The 14,095-nt window shown below is 56.6% G+C and carries 13 protein-coding genes; all 13 read right to left on the bottom strand.

Annotated elements, in window-relative coordinates; all coding sequences use genetic code 11:
• Positions 1-32: 32 nt before the first annotated feature.
• On the bottom strand, positions 33-1,403 hold the full coding sequence (gene cpsG, locus E0L16_RS18730) for a colanic acid biosynthesis phosphomannomutase CpsG (protein ID WP_063450247.1): 1,371 nt from the start codon (positions 1,401-1,403) through the stop codon (positions 33-35).
• A gap of 109 nt (positions 1,404-1,512) precedes the next feature.
• Positions 1,513-2,949 carry a mannose-1-phosphate guanyltransferase gene (gene cpsB / locus E0L16_RS18725; protein ID WP_063450248.1) on the bottom strand — a complete coding sequence of 479 codons (1,437 nt, stop codon included), beginning with the start codon at positions 2,947-2,949 and terminating at the stop codon, positions 1,513-1,515.
• Positions 2,950-2,952: 3 nt separating this feature from the next.
• Positions 2,953-4,176: a colanic acid biosynthesis fucosyltransferase WcaI gene (wcaI, locus tag E0L16_RS18720; RefSeq protein ID WP_112793236.1), complete on the bottom strand. Its 1,224-nt coding sequence runs from the start codon at positions 4,174-4,176 to the stop codon at positions 2,953-2,955.
• The gene (locus E0L16_RS18715) at positions 4,173-4,652 is read right to left on the bottom strand and encodes a GDP-mannose mannosyl hydrolase (protein ID WP_131637820.1); all 480 of its coding nucleotides are present in this window, start codon (positions 4,650-4,652) and stop codon (positions 4,173-4,175) included. The genes wcaI and E0L16_RS18715 overlap by 4 nt, the downstream gene beginning before the upstream one ends.
• A 2-nt stretch (positions 4,653-4,654) precedes the next feature.
• Entirely contained in the window at positions 4,655-5,620 is a 966-nt protein-coding gene (gene fcl, locus E0L16_RS18710) for a GDP-L-fucose synthase (protein ID WP_063450251.1), read from the bottom strand.
• Positions 5,621-5,622: 2 nt separating this feature from the next.
• Positions 5,623-6,744 carry a GDP-mannose 4,6-dehydratase gene (gene gmd / locus E0L16_RS18705; RefSeq protein ID WP_003863514.1) on the bottom strand — a complete coding sequence of 374 codons (1,122 nt, stop codon included), beginning with the start codon at positions 6,742-6,744 and terminating at the stop codon, positions 5,623-5,625.
• A 21-nt stretch (positions 6,745-6,765) separates the two neighbouring features.
• A complete protein-coding gene (gene wcaF / locus E0L16_RS18700; protein WP_063450253.1) occupies positions 6,766-7,320 on the bottom strand; it encodes a colanic acid biosynthesis acetyltransferase WcaF in 555 nt (184 codons plus the stop codon).
• Positions 7,321-7,336: 16 nt separating this feature from the next.
• A complete protein-coding gene (gene wcaE, locus E0L16_RS18695) occupies positions 7,337-8,083 on the bottom strand; it encodes a colanic acid biosynthesis glycosyltransferase WcaE (protein WP_063450254.1) in 747 nt (248 codons plus the stop codon).
• A gap of 16 nt (positions 8,084-8,099) precedes the next feature.
• Positions 8,100-9,320 (bottom strand): colanic acid polymerase WcaD, encoded by a 1,221-nt coding sequence (gene wcaD, locus E0L16_RS18690; RefSeq protein WP_063450255.1) that lies wholly within the window; start codon positions 9,318-9,320, stop codon positions 8,100-8,102.
• Complete coding sequence (gene wcaC / locus E0L16_RS18685) at positions 9,295-10,512, bottom strand: colanic acid biosynthesis glycosyltransferase WcaC (RefSeq protein WP_131637770.1); 1,218 nt, start codon at positions 10,510-10,512, stop codon at positions 9,295-9,297. The genes wcaD and wcaC overlap by 26 nt, the downstream gene beginning before the upstream one ends.
• Entirely contained in the window at positions 10,509-11,000 is a 492-nt protein-coding gene (gene wcaB, locus E0L16_RS18680) for a colanic acid biosynthesis acetyltransferase WcaB (RefSeq protein ID WP_063866528.1), read from the bottom strand. Before wcaB ends, wcaC begins: the two co-directional genes overlap by 4 nt.
• Positions 11,000-11,842 carry a colanic acid biosynthesis glycosyltransferase WcaA gene (wcaA, locus tag E0L16_RS18675; RefSeq protein WP_006811246.1) on the bottom strand — a complete coding sequence of 281 codons (843 nt, stop codon included), beginning with the start codon at positions 11,840-11,842 and terminating at the stop codon, positions 11,000-11,002. The genes wcaB and wcaA overlap by 1 nt, the downstream gene beginning before the upstream one ends.
• A gap of 90 nt (positions 11,843-11,932) precedes the next feature.
• A complete protein-coding gene (wzc, locus tag E0L16_RS18670) occupies positions 11,933-14,095 on the bottom strand; it encodes a tyrosine-protein kinase Wzc (protein ID WP_131637768.1) in 2,163 nt (720 codons plus the stop codon).

Below are 14,095 nucleotides of genomic sequence, written 5' to 3'. Positions count from 1 at the left end.
TTTGGGGAGAGGGCTGGGGTGAGGGGCAGTTTTTACTGATTCAACAGCGCCAGAATGTCCTTCGTTCGGGCTTCCATCAGCGCCGTGTCAGCGCGGGATTCCACGTTCAGGCGCACCACCGGCTCGGTGTTTGAGGAGCGCAGGTTGAAGCGCCACTGCGGGAACGCCATGCTGATACCGTCGGTACGGTCAATCTCCAGCGCGTGAAGGGCAAAGTGGTGTTCAACGCGGGCGATGGCCTCGGCGGGCTGTGCCAGCTTGCTGTTGATCTCGCCGCTGGCCGGGAATGCCGCCATGCGGTCGCGCACCAGCTCACCCAGGCTCTGCCCTTTCAGGCACAGCAGTTCGGTCACCAGCAGCCACGGGATCATCCCGCTGTCGCAGTAGGCAAAATCACGGAAATAGTGGTGCGCGCTCATCTCGCCGCCGTAGATGGCGTCTTCCTCGCGCATGCGCTCTTTGATAAACGCGTGACCGGTTTTGGACATCACCGGCTCGCCGCCCGCGGCCTTCACCACGTCAACGGTGTTCCAGGAAAGACGCGGATCGTGAATGATCTTCGCGCCCGGGTTTTTCTCAAGGAACGCTTCCGCCAGCAGGCCAACGATGTAGTAGCCTTCGATAAACTGCCCTTTTTCGTCGAACAGGAAGCAGCGGTCGAAGTCGCCGTCAAAGGCGATACCCATATCGGCACCGTGCTCGATCACCGCGTTGCGGGTGTCGTCGCGGCACTCCGGCAGCAGCGGGTTAGGAATACCGTTCGGGAAGTTGCCGTCAGGCGTGTTGTGCACTTTGACGAACGTTACCGGCACGTTCAGCGCCTTGAAGCGGGCTTCAAGTGCATCGACAACCGGGCCTGCCGCGCCGTTGCCGGAGTTGATCACCAGCTTCAGCGGCTTGAGGTTTGCCACGTTGATGTAGCCCAGCAGGTGGTCGATGTACTCTTTTTGCAGGTTGATCTGCTTATAGCTGCCGCGGCTGGCTTCATTCACCGGCGGGAAGTCGTTGGCCTCGGCCAGACGCTGCACGTCGCGCAGGCCGGTGTCGCCGCTGATAGGACGCGCGCCCTTGCGCACCAGCTTCATGCCGTTGTAGTCCATCGGGTTATGGCTGGCCGTCACTTCGATACCGCCGTCCACGCCGAGGTGGAAGGTGGCAAAATAGATCTCTTCGGTTCCGGAAAGGCCGATATCCAGCACGTCGACGCCCGCGTCCTGTAGCCCTTTCGCCAGCGCCAGCTTCAGGGATTCGCTTGTCAGACGCACGTCGCCGCCCAGCACGATAGTTTGTGGCTTCAGGTATTCGCCGTAGGCGCGGCCGATGCGCCACGCAATGTCTTCATTCAGCTCTTCGCCCAGCTTGCCGCGAATGTCGTAGGCTTTAAAACAGGTTAATTTTTCCATGATGACCCCTTTTTCAGGCAACAGTTGGCCCTGACCAATTAATGGCCAAATTTATTTTTGTCATTCGTAGGCCCGGTAAGCGCAGCGCCACCGGGCATGATGCGGAGTGCTACACGCGCCCGTAGCGATCCTGGAAGCGGATGATGTCGTCCTCCTCCAGATAGGAGCCGGAGCGCACCTCAATTAAGTCGAGCGGAATTTTCCCCGGGTTTTCCAGGCAGTGCGTTGCCCCCAGCGGAATATAAATGGACTCGTTTTCGCCGAGCAGCTTCACCTCACCGTCGATGGTCACTTTGGCGGTACCCGCCACCACGACCCAGTGTTCGGCGCGATGATGATGCATCTGCACCGACAGGCCCTCACCCGGCTTCACGGTAATGCGCTTCACCTGGTAACGTTCGCCCGCGTCGATGGAGTCATATTTCCCCCACGGACGGTAGACTTCCCGATGGATATGGTGCTCGTGACGGCCGTCGGCCTTGATCTGCTCCACCACTTTTTTCACGTCCTGCACGGCGTTACGGTCGGCAATCAGCACCGCGTCTTTGGTCTGCACCACGACCAAATCTTTCACCCCGACCGTGGTGACGAGGCCAGACTCGGCGTAAACGTAGCTGTTTTCCGTTTTGTGGCTGATAACATCACCGTGATGGACGTTACCCTCCGGGGTATGCGCGCTGATCTCCCACAGTGATGACCAGGAGCCGACGTCGCTCCAGCCCGCATCCATCGGCACCACTACCGCATCTGCCGTGCGTTCCATCACCGCATAGTCGATGGACTCTTCCGGACAGGCGAGGAAGGCGTCTTCATCCACGCGGATAAAATCGAGGTCCGGATCCACCACCGCCATCGCTTTTTCGCAGGCGCTTAAGATATCCGGACGGTATTTTTCCAGTTCTTCCAGATAGCGCCCGGCGCGGAACAGGAACATGCCGCTGTTCCAGTAGTATTCACCGCTGGCCACGTACGCCTGCGCGGTTTCCAGATTAGGTTTCTCGACAAACTGCGCCACGTCAAAGGCCACGCTGTCGCCCTCGCCCGGCGTTACGCTGCCGCGGCGAATGTAGCCATAGCCGGTTTCCGGCAGGTCCGGCACGATGCCGAAGGTCACCAGCTTGCCGTCTTCTGCATAAGGAATGGCCGCCCGAACCGCGTCGCGGAAGGCGTCTTCCTGCTGGATAACGTGGTCAGCCGCCAGCACCAGCATCAGCGGATCGCAGTCCGGGCTGCTGCGTTTCGCCGCCAGCGCCGCAAGGGCGATAGCGGGCGCGGTGTTACGACCGGCAGGCTCCAGAATGATATTTTCGGTCAGTTTGTTCAGCTGGCGCAGCTGCTCGGCAACGATAAAGCGGTGCTGTTCGTTGCAGATCACCACCGGGCTTTCGCACTCCACGCCGTGCAGACGGTTAACCGTCGTTTGCAGCATGGTGAGGTCGCCCTTCAGGCACAGAAATTGTTTTGGATAAAGCACGCGGGACAGTGGCCACAACCGGCTCCCGGATCCACCCGCCATTACGACCGGATACAAAGTGGTTTGACTCATGATTTATCCCCGTATATCTGCAATAAATTGGCTCAGCACGTTCTCTTTCTCGAGCGTGCGTTCGGCATATTCACGTGCCACCGTGTTCTCTTTTGGCATGGCGAGTGCCTGCTCAATTCCGGTTACCAGCGCAGGGACCGATTCCGGCTCCACGCAAACGGCAATGCCCGGGTAGCTGTTGCACAGCTGGCCTAATTCGGTTCCGGCTTCTGCCGTAATCACCGCGTTTCCGCCCACTGCCAGAATATTGGTCAGCTTGGACGGCAGCACCGCATCCGCCGCGCCGCGTTTTTGCACCACCAGATGGCAATCCGCCATTTTCAGCAGCGCGGGCAGCGCGTCATAAGACTGAAGCGGGAAGAAGCGGATGTTGGTCAGTCCGCGCTCGCTGGCCATTTTCTCCAGCCGCGCCTTACCGCCGCCCTGCCCGACAATCACAAACATCCACGGGTGTTCGCTCAGCTGAAGCGCGGCGTCAATCACGCTCTCCAGCCCCTGTTTTTCACCGATGTTGCCTGAGTAAAGAATAATTTTTTGTTCCGCAGGCAAGCCGAGCTTCGCGCGCAGCGCCTGCGCATCGTGTTCTGTTACATCGCGGAAGCGCGCCACTTCGGACCAGTTCGGGAAGAAGATCACCTTTTCCGCCGGGACGCCCTTCTCTTGCGCCTTGTTCATCATCGAGCGCGAGATGGTCGAAACATAATCCACGTTGTGCAGGCCGCTGCGCTCAAAGGCGCTAGCGAGCTTCGCCACCTTGCCGCCCTTGCCTTTCCCGGCCATCCCCAGACCGAGCATGGCGTCCACTTCATAATCCTGAATGTGCAGCAGGGTGCGCGCGCCGGAGAGTTTTCCCAGCAGGCGCATGCCCGGCGTGCAGAACAGCGTCGGCACCACGCCGATGATGCGATCCGGCTTCCAGCGACGCTGCGCCATCAGCGGGAAGAAACTGCTCAGGGCAAAGCTGCCCAGATGAATTAAACGTTTCAGCGTCGAGGGCTGTTTCGGCACGTAGAGCGGGCAGCGCCAGACGGTCGCGGCCCCCTCTTCGCGGCGATAGCGCCAGCTGGAATAGCGTTCGCCTACCTTCCACTCCGGGTAGTACGGCGGGGCGGTAATCACCCGCACGTCATGTCCCTGGCTCGCCATCCACTCGACCATCTCGCCGGTGTATTTCCCGATACCGGTTAATTCCGGCGAGTAGTTAATTCCGTAGACGAGGATTTTCATAGGCCTGGCACCTCGGCCTGACGTTCCGCGAGGAAGTACGCCCGACTGTTGTCATGGACGTTGTCGCTTGCCAGCAGCGCCTCTGGCGTTAACCAGCGGTAATCGTCATGCTGAGAATCAGGCAGACGCAGGTCTGCCTCACTCACCTTCAGGCGGAACCCCAGCACGATGTAGTGCGTGGTGAAGCCGGTGCCTGAAAAGTTGTCGTCATAGAAGTGCTGCCAGACCCCGTAAAACTGGCCCGCTGCCATCGGCAGTTGCAGGCCCAGTTCCGCCAGAGTGAGACGCCCGAAGGCATTTGCCAGCGTCTCATCCTTCTGCACGCGCCCGCCGGGCACGAACCAGAAGCCCTGTGCAGGACGATTGGTTCGTTTCCCCAGCAAGAACTCGCCGCGTTCGTTCTCCACGATCAAATCAATTGAGATGAGCGGAGTGGAACGCACCACCGTGGCAAAATCTTCCTGACTTAAAAACATCATTACCCCCGGAAGCGGTGCTGGTTTTCCAGGAACCACTGGTAGGTGCTGGCCAGCCCCTGCTCCAGTGAGACCTCGTGATACCAGCCCAGCTGATGCAGACGGGTCACGTCCAGCAGCTTGCGCGGCGTGCCGTCCGGTTTGGTCGCGTCAAACACCACGCGGCCCTTGTAGCCCACCACCTGCGCGATGGTCTGCGCCAGCTCGCGAATGGTGCAGTCCACGCCGGTCCCGACGTTAATGTGCGACAGCATCGGCTCGGTGTTTTCCTGCCACACCTCGCGATCCAGCTCCATCACGTGAATGCTGGCAGCCGCCATGTCGTCCACGTGCAGGAACTCGCGCATTGGCGTCCCGCTGCCCCACACCACCACGTCCGGGGCGTTTTCGGCAGTCGCCTCGTGGAAGCGACGCAGCAGCGCCGGGATCACGTGGGAATTGCTCGGGTGGAAGTTATCGTGCGGTCCGTACAGGTTGGTCGGCATCACCGAGCGATAGTCGCGGTTATACTGACGGTTGTAGGATTCACACAGCTTGATCCCGGCAATTTTGGCAATCGCATACGGCTCGTTAGTGGCTTCCAGCGTGCCCTGCAACAGTTCGCTTTCGGCAATCGGCTGCTTCGCCATCTTCGGGTAGATACAGGATGAACCGAGGAACAGCAGCTTGTTCACGTTGTGCAGATGCGCCGCGTGAATGATGTTGCTCTCAATCATCATGTTCTCGTAGATGAAATCTGCCGGGTAGGTGTTGTTAGCGACAATGCCGCCCACCTTCGCCGCCGCCAGATACACCTGGTCGATACGTTCGCTGGCGAAGAAATCCTCCACCGCTTTGCTGTCAAGCAGGTTCAGCTCGTCGCGCGTGCGAACAATCACCTCGACGTCGCCGCGCTGTTCCAGCTGGCGAACAATCGCGGAACCCACCATTCCGCGATGACCGGCGACAAAAATACGTTGTTTTGTCATTCTCAGGACTCCAGCGCGATGGCAACCTCGTAGCCATGAGACTTGAGCAGGGAGTGTTTTTTCGCTGCTTCAAGATCTTTGGCCACCATCTCGGATACCATTTCTTGCAGGGTGGTTTCTGGTTTCCAGCCCAGCTTCTCGTGCGCTTTGGTTGGGTCGCCCAGCAGGGTTTCCACTTCAGCAGGACGGAAGTAGCGCGGATCAACCTGGACAATCACGTCGCCTGGCTTCACGCCCGGTGCGTCGTGGCCGGTCACGGAAACAACGATGCCCTTCTCTTCCACGCCGGTGCCTTCGAAGCGCAGCTTGATGCCCAGCTGTGCCGCAGCCATCTCAACGAACTGACGTACGGAGTACTGCACGCCGGTCGCAATCACGAAGTCTTCTGGCTGCTCCTGCTGCAACATCATCCACTGCATTTTCACGTAGTCTTTCGCATGGCCCCAGTCACGCAGGGAATCCATGTTGCCGAGGTGCAGGCAAGACTCCAGGCCCTGAGCGATGTTGGCGATTGCGCGGGTGATTTTGCGGGTCACGAAGGTTTCGCCGCGACGCGGAGATTCGTGGTTAAACAGAATGCCGTTACAGGCGTACATGCCGTAGGATTCACGGTAGTTCACGGTGATCCAGTAAGCGTACAGTTTCGCCACAGCGTACGGGGAACGCGGGTAGAACGGCGTGGTCTCTTTCTGCGGGATTTCCTGCACCAGGCCGTACAGCTCGGAAGTGGATGCCTGGTAGAAGCGGGTTTTCTTCTCAAGACCGAGGAAGCGAATCGCTTCCAGCAGACGCAGCGTACCCATCGCATCCACGTCGGCGGTGTATTCCGGGGACTCGAAAGAAACCGCAACGTGGCTCATCGCCCCCAGGTTGTACACTTCATCCGGCTGCACTTCTTGCAGGATGCGGGTCAGGTTGGAGGTATCGGTCAGGTCGCCGTAGTGCAGATGGAATTTCGGGTTTGCCGCATGCGGATCCTGGTAAATGTGATCGACACGCTCGGTGTTGAATGAAGAGGCACGACGCTTAATACCGTGAACTTCATACCCTTTTTCCAGCAGCAATTCTGCCAGGTAAGAACCATCTTGTCCGGTAACGCCGGTGATGAGAGCGACTTTAGACATGTTTATATTCCTCTGTACTTATCAAAGTTTTTCAGTTTCAACGCGTTCGCGTATCACCACTGCGGGGTTGCCACGGCAAACTTTATTTGCCGGTAGCGATTTAAAAACGCTGCTGCGGGCACCGACTACCGTGCCATCGCCAACAGAAACACCGGGTGCAACAAAAACATCCGTTGCCAGCCAGCATTTTTCACCGATTACAATAGGCGTAGCGGTAATATCAAAATGCGGGCTCATAAAATCGTGGCTGCCGGTGCACAAATAACACTTCTGTGACACCACCGAATTTGCGCCAATCGTAATCTCGCCAAGGGTATATAACACTGCGTCATCCCCTACCCAGGCGTAATCCCCAAGCGTTAATTTCCAGGGATAAGTAATTTTCACCGAAGGACGAATGACTACGTTTTTTCCTATTTTTGCCCCAAACAGGCGCAGTAAAAATGCGCGCCAGCGGTACAGTATTTGCGGGGACCAGGCAAATAACGTTGCCTGAACGGCCCACCACAGTTGAACCTTAATACCGCTCCCGCCCCGAAAACCTTTCGGCACGGAGAATCCATTTAATTCCTGCATTACGTTTCCTTATATCTCAGGCTTTGTTATATAAGGCTTTCGCTTTACCCGTCGTTTTCAGACGTAAGAAATAAGATAATTCCGCCCAGAACCCCGGCACGCGTAATATTTTACGCTGCACGTTTTTGGCATCCTGACACAATTCCAGATTATTTGAAGTTGACACGCCGCCCATTGAAAATTCAGATACCAGTCCTTTAATTCGACGGAACGGGTAGCCGGATTTGTACAGGCTGGCGGCCAGGGCATAATCTGATGACACTTTATAGCGCAAATCGTAAGGCTGTTTTTTCAGGCCGCTCATCGGGAAGAAAATAGCCTGATGGCTGGCCGGCAGGCTGTGGTAGATATACCAGCCTGGCTTCGCGCCGCGCAGCACTTTTTTCCCTTCACCGAAATCAAGCAGCGCATCGCCGATAAACATCGCATCTTCTTTCTGGCGCGCCAGCTGGCGGGCAAACAGCGCCACATCCTCATGGAACACGTCGCCGGAATTAAGGAAAATGGCGTAGCGCCCCTGCGCCATGCTGATGCCTTTATTCATCGCATCGTAAATGCCTTTATCTTTCTCGCTGATGTAACGTAAGTTGAACTCGCCGTTGAGTTTTTCCAGAAACTCCGCCGTGCCGTCGTTCGAGCCGCCATCGACCACGATCCACTCAAACGTGAGGCTCGGATCGCGCGCCAGGTTGCGCAGCGAGCGCCAGGTTTTTACCACCCCTTCGTAGTTACGAAAGGCGACAGTAATGACGCTAAGAAACATAAATCACCTCATTTCGTCATACGCGCGTAATATTGAGCGCTTTGCGCAAAATAAACGGACAGACAATTAAGAAAGCATATTCCGGGCTAAATATTGACCCGGTAAAAAACAGCGACACCGGTGTGAACAGATAAAGTTGCACGCGAAAGTTCTGGTTATCACCAAACGCGTTAATCATCATTTTGAAAACTTTAAACAGATACCACAGTGTCAATAGTACGGCGAACCAGGAAAAATAAATAATTAACAGATACAGACCATTGTCTATGGTTTTTCCGACGTCCGCACCGTTAAAGATTCCGAATGATGCAACATATTCGTAAAGTGAGCCGAATCTTACTACGCCATCAATATGGGTTAAGGAATAACCCACCATCACCAGTGGACCCACGATGCGATAATAGGACGACGAACCTTCCGTTCCCAAATCACCCAGACGTTCTGAAATGTACGGAAACGCGAATATGACGCCCACTAAAAATACCGTCAGAGAGATTATCGCCAGCGGCAGTTTTTTCTTAATCGCCTCTTTGTTCAGGTACTGGAACGCCCATTCAAGCAGGTAAAACAGGATAAACGTCATTACCCCTGAGAACGACCCAGACAGAACGATTCCTGCAAGAATCATAGCATCGGTCTTGGGGGTTTTGATACCGAACTGTTTGATGCTGAGCCAAATTGAGATTAATGCCAGAGCAAAAAACGCCGGTTCAAAATAGAGCGCGGTAGTACGCTTGCCACCAAACTTAATGAAGTTCAGTACATAGCTGTTACTGTATATAAGATATTTCGAAATTATTTCCATCAGGCTACTGCCGCCCGTGAGAATAATTTGCGCCATCTCCATTGCCGCAAGCATAACAATCAGCCCAACGGCAATATAAAAGAACCTGAGGATTTTCCGATAATTGTGCGGAGAAATAGTTTTAAAGCGAATACTCCATACCATGCCAATAATGATAACGATATAAACAAACAGCATGGTGGAGGTGACATATTTGCTGGCATCCAGCGACTGACCAAAGATGTAGTTAAACGCTGTCAGGCCAAACCCGATCCCCAGCGCAATCATCAGCTTTTTGAGGTTAAGCTTGTCAACGTACAGCAGCAGCAGAACCGGCAGGAAGGTGACGATGGTGATCGGGAAGCTTTCACCGAGCTGGGCAATCTTAACGTTGACCAGCAGGTAGATCAGCGGCAGCAGCAGATAACTACAGATTCTGATAGAACGAGACATACTCCTCCAGCATCTGTTGTCCGCTGTATGCCTTGCGGCTGCGGTTGCGGAACGATTCCAGGTCCGTGCCAAAAACGGCCTGCGCAATATCGGCCTTCGACAGCTGCACCAGCGGCAGCACCTCCTGCTCGGCGAACGTTTTACCGCCCGATTTCTCCAGCACTTCCCGCGCCGCGTCGCTGTGGGTGGCAATCACCGGCACGCCAATGGAGAGCGCTTCGCACAGGATCAGCGGGTAGTTGTCCACGCGGGAGCTGAACACCAGCGCGTCCATGCCGTTAAGGGCGCTCATCAGCTTGCGCTTGTCGGTTTCAAACCCGTGATTCACCACGTTAGCGCCTTCGAACGGCGAGAATTTGCCAAAGGTATGCAGTTCAATTTTGTCGCCGAGCGCCATCATGTCGCGCACCAGCTGCTGGTTGGTTTTGCCGTCGTAGCGCAGATCATGGGCGACGACCGCAATTTTCGGCTTGCCGGCGGTAACGGCCACGGGCGTCAGTTCGGCCAGGATCTCTTCCGTCGCCACATCAATACCGTTGTTGATGATCTTGCAGCGCCCTGCCCCGTAAAGGCTGTTAAAAGCATCCGCCACGTGCTGGCTTGGAGAGATAAACGTGCAGCCGAGCGAAAGCATATTGCGGAACAGCTGACGCTTGCCCTCAACCAGCTGATGCGCGCGATCCACCTTCACCGGCGGGTAGTTGCTGAGCGTGGGGCATTTCTGGCAGGCGTTTTTCCAGCCCTCGCATCCGTCGGTGAACGCGCAGCGTCCGGTCACGCTCCAGTGGTCGTGCAGCGTCCAGACGAACCGGGTATCCGGCTTGTGCGCCTTCACCTTGCCGCAAAACGCCACCACCTCATCCAGATTCAGCCAGTAGCTGTGCAGCACATGGAAGTGCAGCACAACCGGGCCGCTGGTGCGGGTGACGGTGCGGTAAAGATTATTCAGGTTGCCAAACAGATCGCGGTTAAACAGGCGGAACAGCGCAATATTGGCGATGGAGGTCAGACGCGGCGTCTGCTTCAGCACCTGCGGATAGTTATCATGGCTGACGCTTTTCTTGCCGCCCTTGCCGTAACCGTAAACGAAGCGCGACTGGAGTCCTTTTTGCAGCGCACGCTGGTGCAGATCCAGCGCTACGCCTGCCGCCCCGCCCTCTGCGAGGCGCACGTTAAATTGCAGAATGTTCATTTAATCACCTTCACGCGGGCTTTTTCACCCACCACCAGCGCGTTGTCCGGAATGCTGTCCAGCACCACGCTGCCTGCGCCAATCGTCACGTTATTGCCTACGCTAATATCGCCAATCATCACCACGTTCGCCCCCAGCTCGACGTTATTGCCGATGACCGGGCAGGCCAGGCTGTCCGGCCCGCGGTTGCCGATGGTCACCCCGTGGCGAATGGTGAAATCATCACCCGCGACCACGAATTTGTTGATGACGACCGCATAGCCGTGATGAATGGTAAAGCGGCGACCAATGGTGGCCGCGGCCTGAATTTCATAGCCAAAAAAGCATTCGGTGATGATGCGATACAGCACCAGCACCGGCGCGGCCCAGATATTGTTCAGTACGTTTTTCTTGCGCCACACCGAGCAAAAGTGCGCAATACGGTAGGCCAGAACCATGCAGCACGGACGCAGGCTCCAGCTGTTTGCGCGGCAATCTTCCAGAAACATTATTTCCCCCGAAGCCCGTCAGCCAGACGCTTGCCGTTACGCACCGACAGCAGCGTCAGCAGCGTGCGCCAGTTCATGCGCTTATTGCGGATCTGATAGAGGGTAAAGAGCTGATACTTCCGGCTGGCACGGTCAAACTTGTCCTTGTGCTTGCGGTAAAAATGGAAGTAGCCCGAGAATTTTTTCGGTGACGAGGTGATCTGCATCTCCCCGTGGTTGATGTGCAGGATCTGCGTGGCCTCTTCCACCTTCCACGGCTCGCCGTACTCCACCACCATGCGCAGGAAGATGTCGTAATCCTGCGCGGCCTTCAGCTCGGTATCGAACAGGCACTCCTTAAAGCGCCAGGCCCAGGTAAACACCTGATTACCGATAATGTTGCGCTTGTAGAACAGGCGGCGGGAATAGGGTGATTTCGGATACAGCGGCAGGCTGGCCGGCTGCGAATACACCTCGCCCTGACAGACGTAGTCGTTGGCATAGAGAAACGCGTGAGTCACCAGCTGCGCCTTGTGCGACAGGAAAATCGACAGGCGGTTTGGCGTCCATTCGTCATCGTCGTCGATACCGGTGAGATACTGCCCTTTCGCCTGCATAATCGCCTGATTGCGCACCGCGCACGCCCCGGAGTTGATGGCGTTGTGCGTGTACACCACGCGCGGATCGTTAAGGTCTTCAACAAATTTTTGCAGCTGTTCGTAAGAGGAGGAACAGTCATCCACGATAATCAGTTCCCAGTTATCGTAATCCTGACGCAGGACCGATTTAATCGCGCGGATCGCCAGCTGCTGACGATTCCATGTCGGCATATAGATAGAAATCAAAGGGCGTTGTGTGCTCATGTATTCCTCCTGCCCCCACCCCTCACCCTAACCCTCCCCCCTGAGGGGAGAGGACCGGGGTGAGGGGTGTGGGGTGTGGGGTGTGTTTTGTTATTTAGAGTCAGACTTGTATTCGTACTCGTAATAGCCGTAATCCTGATACCCGGTCGCGCGGCGGAAGATGGAGTTCAGGATGACCCCTTTCACCTCAATGCCGTTCTGCTCGAAGCGGCTCAGGCTGGTTTCCACTTCCTTCAGGGTGTTCACCGCATAGCGTGCAACCATCAGCGTGGTGCCCGCATGACGCCCCACGACGGCGGCGTCAGTGACGGCCAGAATTGGCGGGGTATCGATCAGCACCAGGTCATAGTTTTTGCTCGCCCACTCGATCAGCTGCGTGAAGCGCTCGCTCATCAGCAGTTCAGACGGGTTCGGCGGCACCTGACCGCGCGGGATCAGGTCAAATTTCGGAATCGACGTCGGCTTGGCGCTCTCGCTGATTTCCCCTTTCCCGAGCAGGATTTCGGACAGGCCGTTAACGTTGTTGGTCCCCAGCAGCTCATGGGTGTAGCCCTTACGCATATCGCAGTCGATCAGCAGCACGCGCTTGTTGGTCTGGCTCACCACCGCCGCCAGGTTGGCGCAGACGAAGGTTTTACCGATTGACGGGCTCACACCGGTCATCATCAGGACGTTGTTTTTGGCCTGCATCATGGCGAAGTGGAGGCTGGTACGCAGGCTGCGCACCGCTTCAATCGCCAGGTCGGTCGGGTTACCCACGGCCAGCAGCTGGCTCTGTTTGTAACGCTTCACGCCCTTAACGGTTTTGACGTTGTCACGCGACTTCTGCCACTCGGAGAGCGGGATGCTGGCGTAAACGCTGATACCGTGCTCTTCCAGCACCTGCGGGCTTTCGATACCGCGGTTGAACAGGGAGCGCAGCAGCACGCCGACGATGGAGAGCATCAGGCCGAGAATAATGCTGCCGAAGATAATCAGCGCCTTCTTCGGCTTCAGCACGCCCGGCTGGGTGATCGCCGGGTCAACGATACGCACGTCGCCGACGGTGCTGGCTTCGGTGATTTTCAGCTCCTGCTGTTTGTTCAGCAGCTGCATATACACCTGCTGGCCAGATTCCACGTCACGCGTCAGACGCACGATTTCCTGCTGCGTCTTCGGCATCGCGGTCACGCGGTCGTTCAGCTTCGCCTTCTCTTCTTCCAGCGTGCGGCGTTTCTCCAGCAGCGTGCGGTACGCCGGGTGACGCTTGGTGTAGAGCTTGGAAATTTCCGCCTCTTTGAAGGTCAGCTCGTTCAGCTGCGCGTCGATATTGACCATGGAGTCGAGAACCGATTTCGCCTCCAGCGGCAGGTCGACGGAGTCTTTATCCTGACGGTACGCGTTCAGCTTGTTCTCGGCGTCGTCCAGACGGGCGCGCACTTCCGGCAGCTGTTTACTGAGGAACGCCAGGCTTTTCGCGGCCTCCGCAGACTTGCGCTCGATATTCTGCTCAAGATAATTGCGGGTGATGCTGTTCAGGATGTCGCGGATTTGATCCTTATCTTCACCGGTGAAGGTCATGCTCAGAACACCGGTGTCCTTGCCGTTTTCGGTAACGGTCAGGTTGTTTTGCAGATTGTTGATCATCCCGAGCGTGGAGAACTTGGTGACCGTAAACTCACCGCCCTCGTGCGCGTGGATGGCGCCAACCCGGATGCTCACGCCGTCTTTGGTCAGCATCTGCCCCACCTCACCGCGCACGCTCAAGCCCGCGTCGCTGGTCAGCTGATACTGTTTCGGTCCCAGCACGGTCAGGGTAAAGGTTTGGTCCCCTGCCCCTTTGGGAATCACGAAGTCGGTGACTTTTACCGTATCGTTACTGCGCCCCATCAGGCGATCCCAGCCTGCGCCAAACACCGGGAAGGTATTTTTGGTGACCGCAATATCCAGCCCCAAATCGTGAACCGTTTTGCCCAGAACCAGGCGCGACTGGATCAGCTGAATTTCGGCTTCCGACGCCGGTGGCTTATTGGCCAGCACCGAGCCGATATCCTGAACCAGTGAGTTACCGGTGTTTTGTTCGATCTGCACCAGCGCATCGGCGCTATAAATCGGCGTCGCGAACAGCGTATAAACGATCGCCGCCACGGCAAAAACGGCGGTAATACCCAGCACCCACCATTTCGCTTCAATAACGGTCCCGACAAGACGACCGATATCGATTTCATCACTGCCCGACGTCGGGGCGGCAGAAGGTTTTGTTTTTTCTGTCAT

This window comes from Enterobacter quasihormaechei, assembly GCF_004331385.1.
GTDB lineage: Bacteria > Pseudomonadota > Gammaproteobacteria > Enterobacterales > Enterobacteriaceae > Enterobacter > Enterobacter quasihormaechei.
Note: the sequence above shows the minus strand (reverse complement) of the source record. Positions and strands in the feature narration are given on the sequence as shown.